This window comes from Prosthecobacter sp. Pr1 (assembly GCF_057652315.1).
In genome coordinates this window covers 107,496-124,043 of record NZ_JBYFBS010000001.1, presented here as the reverse complement: position 1 = coordinate 124,043, position 16,548 = coordinate 107,496, and the positions used below count along the sequence as shown (strand labels likewise).

General features: G+C 60.2%; 14 protein-coding genes. 5 read left to right on the top strand and 9 right to left on the bottom strand.

What is annotated here, in order from left to right:
• Nucleotides 1–978, top strand: a complete 978-nt coding sequence (locus tag AC24GY_RS00595; RefSeq protein ID WP_487679400.1) for an ArsR/SmtB family transcription factor — start codon at nucleotides 1–3, stop codon at nucleotides 976–978.
• Here the strand turns inward: AC24GY_RS00595 and AC24GY_RS00590 are convergent.
• Complete coding sequence (locus AC24GY_RS00590; protein WP_487679398.1) at nucleotides 947–2,590, bottom strand: serine hydrolase; 1,644 nt, start codon at nucleotides 2,588–2,590, stop codon at nucleotides 947–949. The two genes, AC24GY_RS00595 and AC24GY_RS00590, sit on opposite strands and share 32 nt — an antisense overlap.
• Before the next feature lie 82 nt (nucleotides 2,591–2,672).
• On the opposite strand from AC24GY_RS00590, the gene lpxK reads away from it, so the two are divergent.
• The 4 genes from lpxK to AC24GY_RS00570 are packed head-to-tail and all read left to right on the top strand — an operon-like array spanning nucleotide 2,673 to nucleotide 6,257.
• Nucleotides 2,673–3,896 (top strand): tetraacyldisaccharide 4'-kinase, encoded by a 1,224-nt coding sequence (lpxK, locus tag AC24GY_RS00585; RefSeq protein WP_487679396.1) that lies wholly within the window; start codon nucleotides 2,673–2,675, stop codon nucleotides 3,894–3,896.
• A 20-nt stretch (nucleotides 3,897–3,916) separates the two neighbouring features.
• A complete protein-coding gene (gene fdhD / locus AC24GY_RS00580) occupies nucleotides 3,917–4,720 on the top strand; it encodes a formate dehydrogenase accessory sulfurtransferase FdhD (RefSeq protein WP_487679394.1) in 804 nt (267 codons plus the stop codon).
• Nucleotides 4,717–5,139 (top strand): hypothetical protein, encoded by a 423-nt coding sequence (locus AC24GY_RS00575; protein WP_487679392.1) that lies wholly within the window; start codon nucleotides 4,717–4,719, stop codon nucleotides 5,137–5,139. Before fdhD ends, AC24GY_RS00575 begins: the two co-directional genes overlap by 4 nt.
• Nucleotides 5,136–6,257, top strand: coding sequence for a cysteine desulfurase family protein (locus AC24GY_RS00570; RefSeq protein ID WP_487679390.1), 1,122 nt, complete (start codon nucleotides 5,136–5,138; stop codon nucleotides 6,255–6,257). Before AC24GY_RS00575 ends, AC24GY_RS00570 begins: the two co-directional genes overlap by 4 nt.
• Nucleotides 6,258–6,261: 4 nt before the next feature.
• Here AC24GY_RS00570 and AC24GY_RS00565 read toward each other — a convergent pair whose 3' ends face one another.
• From AC24GY_RS00565 to AC24GY_RS00530, 8 genes are all read right to left on the bottom strand, one after another.
• Nucleotides 6,262–7,479 carry an MFS transporter gene (locus tag AC24GY_RS00565; protein ID WP_487679388.1) on the bottom strand — a complete coding sequence of 406 codons (1,218 nt, stop codon included), beginning with the start codon at nucleotides 7,477–7,479 and terminating at the stop codon, nucleotides 6,262–6,264.
• A gap of 133 nt (nucleotides 7,480–7,612) precedes the next feature.
• Entirely contained in the window at nucleotides 7,613–8,278 is a 666-nt protein-coding gene (locus AC24GY_RS00560; protein WP_487679386.1) for a response regulator transcription factor, read from the bottom strand.
• Nucleotides 8,275–9,384 carry a sensor histidine kinase gene (locus tag AC24GY_RS00555; protein WP_487679384.1) on the bottom strand — a complete coding sequence of 370 codons (1,110 nt, stop codon included), beginning with the start codon at nucleotides 9,382–9,384 and terminating at the stop codon, nucleotides 8,275–8,277. Before AC24GY_RS00555 ends, AC24GY_RS00560 begins: the two co-directional genes overlap by 4 nt.
• Before the next feature lie 94 nt (nucleotides 9,385–9,478).
• Nucleotides 9,479–10,141: a response regulator gene (locus AC24GY_RS00550; protein ID WP_487679382.1), complete on the bottom strand. Its 663-nt coding sequence runs from the start codon at nucleotides 10,139–10,141 to the stop codon at nucleotides 9,479–9,481.
• Complete coding sequence (locus AC24GY_RS00545) at nucleotides 10,138–12,786, bottom strand: DUF4118 domain-containing protein (protein WP_487679380.1); 2,649 nt, start codon at nucleotides 12,784–12,786, stop codon at nucleotides 10,138–10,140. The genes AC24GY_RS00550 and AC24GY_RS00545 overlap by 4 nt, the downstream gene beginning before the upstream one ends.
• 12 nt (nucleotides 12,787–12,798) lie before the next feature.
• The gene (gene kdpC / locus AC24GY_RS00540) at nucleotides 12,799–13,374 is read right to left on the bottom strand and encodes a K(+)-transporting ATPase subunit C (RefSeq protein WP_422317259.1); all 576 of its coding nucleotides are present in this window, start codon (nucleotides 13,372–13,374) and stop codon (nucleotides 12,799–12,801) included.
• 1 nt (nucleotide 13,375) lies between these two features.
• Nucleotides 13,376–15,397: a potassium-transporting ATPase subunit KdpB gene (gene kdpB / locus AC24GY_RS00535; protein ID WP_487679378.1), complete on the bottom strand. Its 2,022-nt coding sequence runs from the start codon at nucleotides 15,395–15,397 to the stop codon at nucleotides 13,376–13,378.
• Nucleotides 15,398–15,460: 63 nt separating this feature from the next.
• Nucleotides 15,461–16,519 (bottom strand): porin, encoded by a 1,059-nt coding sequence (locus AC24GY_RS00530; protein ID WP_487679376.1) that lies wholly within the window; start codon nucleotides 16,517–16,519, stop codon nucleotides 15,461–15,463.
• Between the last annotated feature and the right edge of the window lie 29 nt (nucleotides 16,520–16,548).

Here is a 16,548-nt window from a genome sequence, read left to right as displayed (position 1 = left end):
TTGGCCTCTGTACTCAAATCGCTCAGTCTCATTGCCGACCCGACGCGGGTGCGGCTGCTTTTGCTGCTCAAGCAGGAAGAGCTGAGCGTGGCTGAGCTGCAGGAGGTCCTGTCTCTGCCACAGTCCAATATCTCCGCCCAACTTGCTAAATTAAAAGCGGCAGGTCTGGTGACTGACCGCCGCAGTGGCAAGAACCGCCTGTATCAGCTCGACGAGCCTGCGGCGAAGGATCTGCCGACCCATGAGCATTTTCTCGCGCTGCTGGAGGCGGCGGGTACTGAGCTGCGGGAGGTGACCAAGGATGCTGAGGCGCTGCAAATCGTGCTGCGCAAGCGGGTGCAAACGGCGAAGGCCTACTTTGATGCGCTGGCGGGCAAGTTTGGCCGTCACTACATTCCCGGACGTTCGTGGAAGGGGCTGGGCGAGACTTTGCTCAAACTCATGCCACCGCTGGTCATTGCCGATCTGGGTGCAGGAGAGGGTACGCTTTCCCAACTGCTCGCCGAGCGGGCTAAAAAAGTGATCGCCGTCGATAACAGCGAGAAGATGGTGGCTTATGGCGCAGAGCTGGCCCAGAAGCACGGTTTTACGAACCTCGAATTCCGCCTCGGGGATATCGAAGCACCGCCGATCCCACCGCTGAGTGTGGACTTGGTCTTCCTTAGCCAGGCGCTGCATCATGCACAGAATCCGGAAAAAGCGCTCAAAGCTGCGCTGACAATCCTGCGACCGGGCGGACGCATCGTGGTGCTGGATCTCCTCAAGCATCAGTTTGAGCAGGCACGTGATCTCTATGCCGACGTGTGGCTAGGCTTTTCAGAGAGCGATCTGCACGACATGCTCAGCAGTGCGGGATTCAAAAAGATCGAGACGAGCGTGGTGCACCGCGAAAGCAAGAGCCCGCACTTCCAGACGATCCTGGCGCTGGCCGAAAAAGAAAACCGCCTCACTTCGACGGGGCACTGGTCGGGCTCTTGACGCGGGGTGCAGGCACAGTCATGCCGTTTTGCAGGAATGTGAGGCCGTTGATCAGCTTCTTGTCATCCCGCGTGAAGATGAGCACCGCTTTCACCACATCGAGGTCGAAACGGTCAGGTGCCGTCTCGAAGACCGGTACCGCCTGCTGCCCTTCAAGCTGCGCAAAGAGAGTGCCGGCCTGCGCGGTGACGGTGATCGCCTTCGAACCCATCAGATCATACTTGCCCGCATAGGGCTGCAGCTCTTTGTCGGTACGCAGTTGATACTCCGGCGGTGGAGCGCTGCTGCGTCTGGCGGTGAGTTCGTTGCCGTTTTGAAACAGCGTCAGTGAATGGATCACACCTTCACGACGGTTGAATGCTATCTCCGCAGGAACCACTTTGTAAAAGAAACGGTCCTGCGCTTTGGCAAAGGTTTGGACAAACGGCTGACCGGTCAGGTTCACATAGATCTGACCGTCACGCAGCAGCACGGTGAAGCGGAAGTCGCGGTCGAGATCATAGACGCCGGGATACTGCTTCAGCACCTCCGCAGGAAGGGTTATTGCTTTCTGCGTGGCGGGGTCCACAGGCTTAACCTCGGACGTGCCGGCGATCACCTGGCTTCCGGCGATGCTGTTGTTGTTGATCAGAACCACGCGCACGATTCCCTTCGCGGGGATCACCTGCAGTCCGGAGCAAAAACCACCGGTGCCGCCGTCATGATGCAGGGTCGCCTCACCCTCAAACTTTCCCATCAGCACCCCCAGGCCTATCTGCCCGCCCTGGGATGGTGCGTCAGCCTGCGGCTGCAAGGCGAGTGCCAAGGCATCCTTCAATGAAGTCTTGTCAGGGTGGAGCAGAGCCTCGCCGAATGTCATCATGTCCGCCGCAGTGCTGCGCAGGGCACCAGCGCCTGCCAGGGAGATGAAATGCCAGGGTTTGGTCTCCTTGTCGCCATCATGCGGTATGGCCAGCCGCCGTTTGGTCTGAGGCCACAAGGCGGTGTCCTGCATGCCCAGCGGCTGGCAGATTTTCTCCACCACCGCCTGATCCCATGTCATATGATACACCTCTCCTAACAGATGCCCGAGCAGCCCAGCGCCGAGGTTTGAGTAGCTGAAGGTGAAAGGCGCTTTGCCATCAAGCTTGGCTGAAGACAGATAGTTCAGCATCAGTTTTCCATCATAGCTGGCATAGGGGTCCTCCTCCAAGGCTCCCGCCACGACATTGTCCGGCAGGCGCGGCAGGCCACTGGTGTGGGTGGCCAACTGCTTCAATGTGATCCCTGCGACGCGGGGATCTGCAAACGTCACCTGCTTGGCCAAAAGAGTGCCGATCGTCGTATCCAGCGTGACTTTCTTTTCCACCACCGCCTGCGCCAGCAGCAGGCCGGTGAACACCTTGGAGATGGAGCCAATTTCAAAAACCAGCTTTTCCGGCTTTTCATCCCCGGCCTCGGGAGCCTTTCCGGAGATGGCGTATTTCACCTCGTCCCCCCTGCGCTCGGCCGTGACGATGCACCCGGCTTTGAGTTCCTTGGAGTACCGTGCAGCAGCCTCGGACAATGTGCGAGCTTGAACGGTGTTCAATGCCATGATCAGACCCAGCAGCGCCCAGGAAATGAATTTCATATTCGGGAGGCTACAAAACTCCTGTGCAAACAGCAAGGCGTCTCGTTGACTAGGTGCGCTTTCCCGCCTCCAATGCCCTTCTGTGAGAGACACCCTGGAAGACATCGAAAACTTCATCATCGACGTGGTGATCAACAACCGCCGTGGCATACGCGCCTCGCTGCTGCGGGTGGTGTTCCGTGGTCTTTCCGGCATTTACTCAGCAGTGGTGCGGTCACGGCTCTATTTATACCGTCACCGCTACATCCATGACCATCACCTGGGTGTGCCGGTCATCAGTGTGGGCAATCTCACCGTCGGCGGCACGGGCAAAACACCGGTGGTGGAGATGCTGGCGAAGGCGCTGCATGAGCATGGCCGCCGCGTGTGCATCCTCAGTCGTGGCTACAAGAGCAAGCGTCAGAAGAAACTGCCATTCTCGAAAAAAATGGCCGCACGCCTGGGCTTCATTCCCAAGCCGCCTGAGCCTCTGCCACGAATCGTCTCTGATGGTGAGAACGTACTGCTCGATTCGCACAATGCAGGGGACGAACCCTTCATGCTGGCGAAGAACTGCCCGGGCATTCCGGTCGTGGTGGATAAAAACCGTGTGAAGGCCGGAGCGCATGCGATTCAGCGCTTCGGCGCCGATGTGCTCGTGCTGGATGACGGCCTGCAATACCTCAAGCTCAAGCACCGCCACGACATCGTGCTGATCGACAAAACAGCGGTGTTCGGCAATAACGGCTACATGCTGCCACGCGGCACCCTGCGCGAACCACCGCGCAGCCTGCGCCGAGCCAGCTACATTTTCATCACCAAGTCTGACGGCGACAGCGAGGATGTGGTCAAGCAGATCCGCCGCTACAATCGCGCGGCCGAAATCATCGAGTGCCGCCACCGCGCGATGCATTACGAAAACATCCACACCGGCGAGCGACTGCCGATCGACGGACTGCGTGATAAATTTGTGGGCGCTCTTTCCGGCATCGCTGTGCCGGAGAGCTTTGAAAACGGTCTGCGCAAACTTGGAGCGAAGGTCGAAGTCATCGCGCGATTTGCGGACCATCACCGCTTCCGCGGCCCGGAGTTGAAAAATTTCGTGGAGCGTTGCGTGCGACGTGACGTGCACTGCATGGTCACCACGGAGAAAGATTTTGTGCGCTTTCCCAAACTGCCTGTGGCGGACATCCCGTTCTACTTCATGCGCGTGGAGATCGAGATCATTCGTGGGCGCGACGTTTTTGACAAAATGGTGCGTCTCATCGCCGAGCCACGCCGGGTGCCTGCGGGAGTGCTTCCCGCTGATTTCATGGAGGCCTCGTAATGACTGCGGAAAATCCAGCCATGGCTGAAGTGCAGGTGCACAAGGTGAACACTGCTGGCGGCAGCAGCGAGGTCGGTGATGTCACCGCCCGTGAGGAACCGCTCGAAATCCGTGTGGAAGGCCGTTCCGTGGCGGTGGTGATGCGCACGCCGGGCCATGATGAAGAACTCTCCGCCGGCTTTCTCGTCAGTGAAGGCGTGGTGCAGCGGCCGCGTGACATTCTGGAAGTCTCGCAGTGTCCCAGCACCAACAACAAGCATGGCAACATCGTCGATGTATTGCTCGGTGGTGCGGTGGTGAATTGGGACTCGCTGACGCGTCATGTCTTCAGCGCCTCCAGCTGCGGGCTGTGCGGCAAGACGAGCATCGAGAGCGTGTTTCAGAAGTTTCCCGCTGTGAAGGGAGACTGGCAGGTTTCACCCAAGCTCATCGCCAGTCTGCCCGACAAGCTGCGTGCTGCGCAGGAGACCTTCTCCAAAACCGGCGGGCTGCATGCGAGCGGATTGTTTGACCTGGATGGCAACCTGATTGTGCTGCGTGAGGACGTGGGTCGACACAACGCGCTGGATAAAATACTCGGCTACGCTTTGCAGCGCGATCTGCTGCCGCTGGACCGGCACATCCTGCTGGTGAGCGGGCGGGTGTCGTTTGAGATCATTCAGAAGGCGCTGGCGGGTGGCATCCCGCTCGTCGCGGCCATTTCCGCGCCCAGCAGTCTCGCGGTCGATTTCGCGCAGGAGGCGGGTCAGACGCTCATCGGGTTTCTGCGTGGCGAAACGATGAATGTTTACACCCATCCGCAACGTGTGGAGATGTCGTCATGAAACAGGTTCAACTTCTCGTCTTCATCATCTGGGGGGCGCTTTGCGGCTCGCTCTGCCTTTATGCTGTCATGCTGAGTTCCATGACTTTTGCTCCGGCCAAAAGTGATGCCAAGTCGCTGGGGCAGATCATTGCGCTGGCGGCGGGCAGTGCGGCAGCCCTGAGTTTCTTCCTGCGCAAACTGCTGCTTGGAGGTTTCGCCACGGGTGCGCTCAGTCTGGATGATCCGGCACAGCGCGGACGCTTTATTGCAGGCAATGTGGTGGTCTTTGCGCTGAGCGAGGGCGTCGGCGTGCTAGGCTTCGTCAATGGCATCCTCTCGAACGGCAAAGGAGACGCCTGGCTGCCCTACATGGGGCTCGCTCTTGCCCTGATGCTGCTGCACATCCCGCTGTCCTCCCGTTTCAAGACTGCTGCATGAACGGCTATTTTGATCACAACGCCACCACGCCGCTGCACCCTGCCGCACGTGAGGCATGGTTGAAAGCCAGCGAGAAGCACTGGCATAATCCTTCGAGCTTGTATCGCGACGCGGGGCTGGCGAGCCAGCAGCTTGAATCTGCACGTGAACGGCTGGGGACGCTGATTGGTGCGGAGGCCGAACGTATTGTGTTCACGTCGGGTGCCACGGAGTCGAACAACGCTTTGTTTGCATCGCTGCCAGCAGATGCCCTTGTTGTGATCTCCGCCATTGAGCACCCGAGTGTGCGTGAAGCTGCGCGGCGTCGAAACGTGATCGAACTTCCGGTGAATGCGGATGGTGTTGTGCGAGCCGATGACCTAAAGCAGCTCATCACTTCCAAGCGTCCCGCGCTCGTCTCCGTGATGGCGTCGAACAATGAAAGCGGGGCGTTGCAGCCCTGGCGCGAACTCGCCTCGCTTTGCCGTGAGCATGGTGTGCTATTTCACACGGATGCCGCGCAATGGCTTGGCAAGCTGGACGCCTCGGAGCTTGGGGAATGCGATTTTATCACCGGCAGCGCGCATAAATTTGGAGGTAGCAAGGGCTGTGGTTTCTTGGTGCTGCCCGAAGAGGATTCACGGCTCGGCTTCATCCGTGGCGGTCCGCAGGAACACGGACGGCGTGCAGGCACGGAAAACTATCCGGCCATTGAAGCCATGGTGACGGCCCTGGAGAAAATCACCCCGCGTTTATACGAGGTTGAACAAACGCAATCCAAGTTGCGCGATGCATTCATCGCGGAGATGCGCACGCGTTTCGACTCCCTGCGGGTGATCAGCGAATCCGCACCACGCCTTTGGAACACGGTGCTCATGGTCATGCCGGAGCACGACAATCTGAAATGGCTCACGCGCTTGTCGCGTCGCGGCTTCAGCACCTCCACGGGTTCGGCCTGCAGTTCGGGCAAGGAAGGTTCGTCAGTCGTGGTGACTGCATTAGGTGCCAGCGCGGAAGAATTGAAGCGTGTCGTGCGCATCAGCAGCGGCTGGGAGACGAAGACCGAGGAATGGCAGGCGCTCGCCGCCGCGTTCATCGAAGTGTTTGAGGAGTTGAATCGCGGCGGCAGACCTCAGTAGGCCCTCATGCTCCCGGTCTGGGGCGGATCAGGAGCACGAGAACGAGCGAGAACACGCAGACCATGGCGAAAACGCCGAAGATGACATTGAGCGGCACTTGCAGGTCACGCATCTTGCCGAAGCCCCAGTCGGCCAGGCCACCGCACATCATGCTGACGAAATTCATGAGACCATAACCTGTGGCTCGCATGTGAGGCCGCACAATCTGGCTGAGGATGGGCATGTTGTTGCAGTCAAAGAAGCCCCAGCCGACGCCAAACAGAACCAGTGATGCGATGGCGAGCGCGAAGGAGTTCAGGGCGGGTGCATTGCCCACACCAAACATGGCGGGAACGATGAGCATCATGCCGATGGCGCTGACGTAAATGCGGCCTCGGTCGCTGTGCCGCATCCAGCGGTCCGCCAGCCAACCGCCGAGGATCGCGGAGAGCAGCGCGGCTCCCTGCCAGTAGAGCGCGGCGGACACGCCGGCTTTGCCCTGGCTGATGTCGAAGGCCTTTTGCAGGATGGCTGGCATCCAGTCGCGCACGACCCAGGCGGCGAGGGCGGGAAGGGTGAAGTAAAACACCAGCAGGATGAAATTGCGATTGCAGAGCAGTTCTCCAAGAGCGCCGCCGCGCGCGGTGGGGCTCAGCGCCTCCTGCGTGTCCACCTGACGTGGCACATCGCGCAGCAGGAGCAGCAGCGGGATGGCATAGAGGATGCCTGCCAGTCCTGTGAAATCGAACATGAAGCGCCAGCCAAGCTGCGGCGCATCCGCCACGAATCCGGCAAACCCGCCAACCATCACGCCGCAGTAGATGCCCATCTGGTGCACCCCAATGGCGCGTGAACGCGTCCCGGCGGTGTGGTAATCAGCGATCAAGGCCAGGGCTGCGGGAATGTAAAACGCCTCGCTGATGCCCATCAGCGTGCGCGCCCAATAGAGTTCATTGAAGCTGCCCACATGTCCCGTAAGCCAGGTGATGAGCGACCACACAAACAAGCTGCCGCAGATCGTCAGCTTGCGGCTGAAGCGATCCGCAATGTACCCGCCGATGGGGCTGCAAATGGCATAGACCCATTTGAACGAAGCCAGCATGTGACCCCAGTTTTCCTCAGTGCCAATGTCCTTGATGTCGCCCATCACGGAGACCTTCATGGAGGCGATCATCTGGCGGTCCAGGTAGTTCAACAGCGCCACTGGAAACAACAACCCCACGACCAGCCAGGCACGGCGCATGAGTGGGGATGGGGCGTCAACTGAGGGCAAGGACGAAGACATCCCGCCATTAATCACAACAGTTCCCGGACGGAAAGCGTGAATTCATGCCCAGGCTTGATCAGCGCATGATTGAACCCACATCACAAGGGCCTCAAGGCTCTTCTAGACGGTAGCCGATGCCCGGCTCATTGACGATGCGCGGGCCGGCTTCGCCAAGTTTCTTGCGCAGGTGATTGATGTGTACACGCAGGCCTTCGCTCGGATCGCTGGACTGGCCGGCCCAGACTTGCTTCATGATCTGGTTCTGTGTGACGATGCGCCCCGCGTGCTCGGCAAGCACCTTGAGCAGCGCGAACTCGGTGGGGGTGAGTTTGAGCGGTGCCTCATCCAGCGATGCCTCGTGATGCAGCAGGTCCAGCTTCAATGGCCCGACGACAATCTCGGCGCTCTGGCGCGTGAAACGACGGCGCTGAATGACCGTGAGACGGGCCAGCAGTTCAGCGGTGCCGAAGGGTTTTGTCACATAATCGTCCGCGCCGATTTCCAGAGCCTCGACCTTGATGGTCTCCTGATCGCGCACGCTGAGGATGAGCACGGGGACATCGCTCCACTCTCGCAGCCGCTTCAGCACCTCTATGCCGTTCATGCCGGGCAGACCGAGATCGAGCAGCACCACATCGGGTCGGTGAAACGCCGCCTCCTGCAGACCGAGCTGGCCTTCGGCTGCCTCACAGACCTCATAACCGCGCGACTCCAGCACCATGCGCAGCAGGCGGCGCATCTGCTGTTCGTCGTCGATGATGAGGGCTTTGCTCATGCGGTGCTGCGGGTTTTCACGGGAAGGTGCAGCACGAATTCAGCTCCACCGGTGGGATGAGTGTGTGCTTCAATGTCACCTTTCATGGCGCGCATCAAGCCGCGTGCTATGGCGAGCCCCAGACCGGTGCCGCCAGCGGGTGAGTCAGGAGCACGGTAAAATTTTTCGAACAACTGGTCTTCAGCCCCCAGTGGCAGGCCGGGACCGTGATCGCGCACGCGGAGTTCCAAAGTACTGCCGGCAAGCGAGGCTGCGATTTCGATGTTGGTGCCTGCAGGCGCATAGCGCGTGGCATTGTGCAGCAGGTTGCCCAGCACTTGGGCGAGCAGGCGGCTGTCGAGCCGGAGCAAAGGAAGATCCGTGGTGCCTGTGATGAGCAAAGGGTGAGCGGCCAGTTCTTCCTGGATGGGCTTGGTGGCAGCGTGCAGCACATCGCCGATCTCGCACCAGTCGGGCTGCGGCTCCAGCGCCTCAGATTCCACGCGTGTCATTTCCAGAAAGCTTTCGACGATGCGCTGCAGGCGGCGGTTTGCGGTCTCGATCTCCCGGGCATACGGATTCCCCTGCCCCAGGCCGTCCAAAGCGGTGCGGATGATGGCGATGGGAGTTTTCAGCTCATGCGCCACGCTGTCCAACAGCGTGCGGTGCAGGCGCTCAGACTCCGCCAGCAGCTCGGCGCGGTGTTTCAGCTCCAGCAAATGCTCACGCTCCTGATGATGCTGCGCCAGTGCGGCCTCGCGCGCGCGCAGCCGTGTGATGAGATGCCCCATGCTCAGCGCCACCACGAAAAACAGGCTGAACATCACCATGTCCTGCGGCTTGTCGATGTGCAGCGTAAACTGCGGCGGGATGAAAAAGTAATTCCACACCAGGGCGCTGACCACCGCCATCATCAGCACCGGGCCGCGGTTCCACCATGTACCCGCGAGCACAATGGCCATGAGAAAGACCAGTGCGACAAAGAGATCCCCCGTGTAGGGCAGCAGCACCCAGCAGGTGGAGGCCAGCACAAACACCAGCGTGAGTCCGCAGCTGTACTGCCCCACCTCCGCCAGAGAAACCGGCGGGCGGGGTGATGGTGCACTGGAGCTGTCGGTGGCAGACATGGCTGGGTCTTGGTTTGAGACACCTTCACCGCAAAAGAACGGCCCGCCAGTAAACAGCCGCAGCGATGGCGTTAAGAAAGTGTAAAAGCAGCGCTCAAGTCTCCTCCAAACGGTAGCCGATCCCGGGCTCGTTTTTGATCTCCAGGGTGGAGCCTTCGAGCTTTTTGCGCAGGTGATTGGCATACACGCGCAAATATTGGCTCTGCTGCTCCGCCTGCGGGCCCCAGACGGCACGGAGCAACTGCTTCAAAGTAACAAGTTTACCGGCATGGCGCACGAGCTGTGCGAGCAGCGCATATTCGGTGGGCGTGAGTTTGAGAGAATGGCCATTCAGTGACGCCTCGTGATGCACGGGATCAAGCACGAGTGGGCCAAGTTGCAGATTGGCCGCGTCATGGGCTCCCTGTCGGCGCTGGATTGCGGTAAGGCGTGCGAGAAGCTCCGCCGTGCTGAAGGGCTTTGAAACGTAATCGTCCGCTCCGGCATCGAAGGCGGCGAGTTTGACGGATTCCTGATCGCGCACGCTGAGGATGAGCACGGGGACACTGCTCCATTCGCGCAGCCGTTTTAGCACATCGACTCCATCCATGTCGGGCAGACCTAGATCGAGCAGGATGACATCGGGTTTGAGAAAGACCGCCTCCTGCAGCCCCATCTGTCCTGACGCGGCCTCCCTCACGGTGTAGCCCTTTGATTCCAGCGCCATGCGTAGCAGGCGGCGAATCTGGATTTCGTCGTCGATGATGAGGGCCGTCATTGGGAAGGTGGAACAAAAGCGGACACTCGATTGATCTCAATCACAAACTCCGCTCCGCCGTCAGGATGATTCCGTGCGGTGATGTCCCCGCCCTGCGCCTGAACAAAGCCACGAGCGATGGCCAGCCCGAGACCTGTACCGCCTGCGGGTGATCCCTGCACACGGTAGAATTTTTCAAACACGCGCCGTTCCGCGCCAGCAGGCAGACCGGGACCATGATCGCGAATGACAAGGCGCAGCCGCTGATCTCGAATCGTGGCACTGATGTCAATGGCGGTGCCTGCGGGAGTGTAGATGGCGGCATTGTGCAAGATGTTGGCGACAGCCTGGGTGAGCAGGGCGTGATCAAGTTTCAGCAACGGGAAATCATCGGCCAGTTGGAGCCTCACTGCATGAGTGGTCAATGGATCGCCGATGGCGTGCTGCGCTGCGGCGATGACATCGCGCAGATCGCACCAGTCGAGATTGGGTTTGAGCACCTCGGATTCGAGCTGTGTCATCTGCAGCAGGCTGTCCACCACACGCTGCAGCCGCTGCGTGGCGGTGGTGATCTCGCCGAGGTAGGGGCTTCGCGAACCATGCATCCCTTCGAGTGCGGCGGTGATGATGGCGATGGGGGTTTTCAGCTCATGCGAAACGCTGTCCAGCAAAGTGCGGTGCAGTTTTTCCGACTGCGAGAGCATCTCTGCGTGGCTTACTGCCTGGATGAAGTGCTCCTTTTCCAGCACGAGAGCGATCTGAAGCGCAAAAGCTTCGATCATCTGCCGTGTAACGAAGTCGAGGCGGGATGTGTCTTCAAACTGCACGCCCAGAACGCCCATGGTGGCGGTGGCAGTTTGCAGCGGGAACCAGGTGGCGGCGGACTCGGGCAGGGTGTCGGTGTAGCGGCCCGCGCACTGCTTGTTCTCATAGCTCCAGGCCACAACGCCCCATTCCTTGGGCGAGGGCTGGAAACTGCTGGCCTTGTGCGCGGCCTTCGGCAGCGAACGATCCTGCTCGCGCACAATAAGAGCGGTGTTTGCATTGAGCAGTTCGTTGATCGTGCGCAGCGCCTCGGCCAGGCCCTTTTCCGGCTCGGCGGCCAGTGCGGCGCTCTGCGTAACGCGCAGGAGTGCATCTGTCTGGCGAAGACGGCGGCGCTCCGCCACCTCGCGCATGCGCAGCCGAGAAGTGAGGCTGCCCATGCTGAGCGCCACGATGAAGAACATGCCGAACATGATCCAGTCCTCCGGCTTGCTGATGTGGAAGGTGAAAATCGGCGGGATAAAAAAGTAATTCCAGCACACAGCGCTCAGCGTGGCCATCATCAGCACTGGTCCGCGGCTGAAACGAAGCGCCGCGATCACCACCGCGAGCAAAAAAACCAACGCGACAAACATGTAGCCGGTGAATGCCACCAGCCCCCAGCACACGCTGGCGATGGCAAAAATGGCGACAATGGCCCAGCTGTATTCGCCAATGATCGAGTCCTGCAGCGGCTCCTGCAGAGGGGCGATGTTGCGCACCTTGTCTGCGGCGGCCAAAGGCCGCACGACACACACATCGATGTCGCCACTGCCGACAATGAGCGTGTCAGCGAGCGACTTGCTCCACATCCCTGCCTTCTCCGGCTTGCCGACGACAATCTGCGACACGTTGCGTTCGCGGGCGACCTGAAGCAGGGCCTCGGAGATGTTCTCCCCAGTCACGGAAACGACTTCCCCGCCGAGCTTGCGTGCGAGGCCGAGTGAACGGGTGAGGCGATCCTGCTCGATGGGAGTGAGAACACGCGAGCCTTCCACCCAGACAACGAGCCAGGGGCAGTTCAGCCGCGTGGCGGCGCGGCGCGTCCAGCGGATGAGGCTTTCGGCATAGGGACTCGGGCCGACACCCACCATGAGGCGTGCATTGGTTTTCCATGGGCTGCTGACACGTTTGACGCGGCGGATGTCCTCCAGATCCCGGTCCACATGCTCGGCGGTGAAGCGCAGAGCCAGCTCGCGCAGCGCAGTGAGGTTGCCTTCCTTGAAGAAGTTGCTCACCGCATGCTCCGCACGTTCGCCCAGATAGACTTTGCCGTCGGCCATGCGCTCCAGCAGCTTTTCGACGCTGAGGTCGATGAGCTGGATCTCGTGTGCGACATCGAGGATCGAATCGGGAACAGTCTCGGAGATGACCACGCCGCTGATCTGCCGCACGATGTCCACCTGGCTCTCGATATGCTGGACGTTGAGCGTGGTGTACACATCGATGCCCGAATCGATCAGCTCCAGCACATCCTGGTAGCGCTTTGCATGGCGTGAACCGGGAGCATTGGTGTGGGCAAGTTCATCCACGAGCACGAGCTGTGGCCGTTGTGCCAGCACGGCATCGATGTCGAACTCCTCCAGCGTGAATCCCCGATGTTCGAGCTTCTTGCGTGGCAGAAGACGCATGCCTTCGAGCAACACAGCCGTCTCGGAACGACCATGCGTCTCCACGATGCCCACAAGAACATCCACGCCTTCTTTCACCCGCTGCCTCGCAGTCTGCAGCATCGCATAAGTCTTGCCAACGCCAGGGCACATACCGAGGAAGATGTGGAGTCTTCCGGATTTGGACACGGCATCCGCCAGCCGCATCTGCGCTAGCAGTGCATCAGGGTCGGGACGGTGGTCGTCATTCATGGCCTGCGGCGGTTACTTCAAGGCATCGAGACTCAGATTCAACTTCAATACATTCACGCCAGCATCGCCAAAGATGCCAAGATCAGGCTTCTCAGTGCTGGCAGCGATGAGTTCTTTCACCTTCTCAACACTGAGGTTGCGGGCCTTTGCGACGCGGGCGGCCTGGAGCTCGGCGTTCTTCACGCTGATGTGCGGATCAAGGCCGCTGCCCGAGGCCGTGACGGCATCCGCGGGAACGGCGTCTTTGTCACTGAGGCCGTTGGTGCTGCGGTAGGCTGCGATGCGCTCTTTGAGAGCGTCGTTCAGCTTTTGCGAGGTGGGGCCAAGATTGCTGCCGCTGGAATTGGCGGCGTCATACCCGGCACCTGCGGCGCTGGGGCGCGGGTGGAAGTACTGAGCGGCGGCGAAGTTCTGGCCGAGGAGATCAGACCCGCGCACGGCGCCATCTTTGTCCGTGATGAGACTGCCATGGGCTTTGCTATTGAAGCCGGCCTGGGCGGCGCCGGTGACGATGAGCGGATACAAACCGCAGGTGACAATGGCCAGAACAAGGGTGGCGCGAAGGGAGACAAAGAGGGAGTTCATGATATTAAGCGAGGTGGAGGGTGGCGACGATGACATCAATGGCCTTGATGCCGATGAAGGGAACGATGACACCGCCAAGGCCATAGATGAGCAGATTGCGCTGCAGCACGGCGGCGGCTCCAGCAGCACGATAGGGAACCCCTTTCAGCGCGAGCGGAATGAGGGCGATGATGACGAGCGCATTGAAGATAACGGCGCTCAAAATGGCGCTCTGCGGACTGGCGAGGCCCATGACGTTCAGCGGACTGATCGCGGGAAACGTGACCATGAGCATCGCCGGAATGATGGCGAAGTATTTGGCAATGTCATTGGCGATGCTGAAGGTGGTGAGCGAGCCACGCGTCATGAGGAGCTGTTTGCCGATCTCGACGATCTCAATGAGCTTCGTCGGATTGCTGTCCAGATCGACCATGTTGCCGGCCTCACGGGCGGCCTGCGTGCCGGTGTTCATGGCCACGCCGACATCGGCCTGGGCCAAAGCCGGGGCGTCGTTGGTGCCGTCACCTGTCATGGCGACGAGATGGCCTTCGGCCTGCTCGGCACGGATGCGGCGCAGTTTGTCCTCGGGCGTGGCTTGGGCCATGAAGTCATCCACACCCGCCTCGGCGGCAATGGCGGCGGCGGTCATGGGATTGTCACCCGTGATCATCACGGTGCGGATGCCCATTTTGCGCAGCTGGGCAAAGCGCTCCTTGATGCCGCCTTTGACGACGTCCTTGAGTTCCACAACACCGAGCACGCTGCCGCCCTCGCACACGACGAGCGGTGTTCGTCCGGCGCGTGAGGCAGCTTCGACGACCTTTACAACTTCCTGATGATAAACACCGCCCAGGTTTTCAATGTGGGCTTTGATCGAATCCGCCGCCCCCTTGCGAATGCTGCGGCCATCGAGATCGACACCGCTCATGCGGGTCTGCGCTGTGAAGGGAACAAAGGTGGCATGCGGTGCGGCAAGTTCGCGGCCGCGGATGTTGAACTTCTCTTTGGCCAGCACCACGATGCTGCGGCCTTCGGGCGTTTCATCGGCCAGGGAGGCAAGCTGCGCGGCGTCGGCGAGCTGCTGCTCGGTAATGCCGGGAGCAGGACGGAAATCGGACGCCATGCGGTTGCCGATGGTGATGGTGCCGGTTTTGTCGAGCAGGAGCACATCGATGTCTCCTGCGGCCTCAACGGCACGCCCGCTGGTGGCCATGACATTGCGGCGGATGAGACGATCAATGCCACTGATGCCGATGGCGCTGAGCAAGCCGCCGATGGTGGTGGGAATCAAGCAAACGAGCAGGGCGATGAGCACGGGCGTGGAGAATTCAACGCCGGAATAGATGCCAAAGGGACGAAGAGTGATGCACACGAGCAGGAAGATGAGCGTCATTGCAGACAGCAGAATCGTGAGCGCGATCTCGTTCGGCGTTTTCTGGCGTTTCGCGCCTTCCACCATCGAGATCATTCGGTCGATGAAGGTGTTGCCCTTTTCCGAAGTGATGCGGATGACGATGCGGTCGCTGATGACACGAGTACCACCAGTTACGGCGCTGCGGTCACCACCGCTCTCGCGAATGACGGGGGCGGATTCACCGGTGATGGCGGCTTCATCCACGCTGGCAATGCCTTCGATCACCTCGCCGTCAGCGGGGATCACATCGCCCGTTTCACAGACGACAATGTCGCCTTTTTCCAGTGCAGGAGCAGGCACGCTGGTCTCGACACCATTTTTCAAACGGCGTGCGAGGGTGTCCTTGCGCGCGGCACGCAAGCTGGCAGCCTGGGCTTTGCCACGGCCTTCGGCGACGGCTTCGGCGAAATTGGCGAAGAGCACGGTGAACCAGAGCCAGATGCTGAGCTGGGTGATGAAGCCGTGGTCCGCCCTGGCGGTGAAGATGCTCACCGTGGTGAGCACCGCGCCGACCAGCGTGACGAACATGACGGGGTTCTTCACCATCAGACGCGGATCGAGCTTCTTGAACGACTCGCCGATGGCCGGAACGAGAATGGAAGCATCAAAGAGAGATGTGGGTTTGTGTGACATGGTGGTGGGGCCGATGGCCTGCTGAATTGGATGAATGAGTGAATGGAAAGAGATGAGAGAGGCTCAGGAAAAACGGATGCTGAAGGATGCGAGGAGGGAGGTGCTGCTGCGTGCCAGCGAGTCGCCGCGCTGAAAGGCGGGCGAGCTGTTGCGCAGGTACCGCATCTCAACCCGGAAGAGCAGATTTTTGCTGATCTGGCGGTCCACGTTGAAGGACAGGCCGGTGAGAGATGTCCTGCCCGGCAGGCTGATGATGACACCCGAGGCGTCATTGTAGTGCTCCACCCGGAAGGCGGTGGCCCAGTGGTCATCCAGCTTCCATCTTACGATGGCATTCGGAGACCACCAGATGTTGTTGCCGCTGGTCGCACGCTGCTGCCAGCCAATGTCAAAGCCCAGATACATGCTCACAGCACTGCTCAGCACCATGTGCGCATACAGGTTGTTGAAGTAGCGCATGCGGCGCTGGTCGTCTGGAAACTCGCTGCCGATGTAGGTGCTCCAGTTCAGCAGCAGGCTGTCATGCGGCGTCCACGCCACCTTGGTGCCAAAACCCGGCAGACTGTTACCCGCCAGAGGGCGGACGCGCTGCCAGCCATCCACCACGAGAAACGCGAGCTCCCACTCCTTGTTTGGCTTCCAGGTGAGGCGGCCGCCTGTCAGGAAGTAGGGCGAGTTTTCCGCCATAAGGCTGCGGCTCAGCGTGTAGTTGTCCGCCGAAATGGCGCTTTCAAAACCGATGTGTGAGCTGAATTCCCCCACATCCAGCCAGAGGGTGCGGCTGCGGTTCAGCGCCACTCCGACATAAGTATCATAAAAATGCTGCAGCAGATTCGGCTCCGCTGCCAGGTTCTCTCGGGAGTAGGTGCCTGTCATGAGGCCGAGGCTGCTGTGGTACCAACCGCCGTTGAGCTCAGCCTGGATGAGCGCCAGATTGATCGCCGGAGCGTCGGTGCGGGTGTGATTGTAGAGGAAGGCCGGCCTGCGGTGGTTCGCAGGCTCGTTGAAGTCGTAACCGTAGTAGCTGTCCAAAAATCCTTTGTAAGCCACAATCGGTGAGTCGTTTTCCGCCAGCACCATGGCAGGTGCCAGCAGAAGAAGACTGAAAAGGGATGCTTTCATGATGCAGAATCTCCGTGGTGATTTGCCTG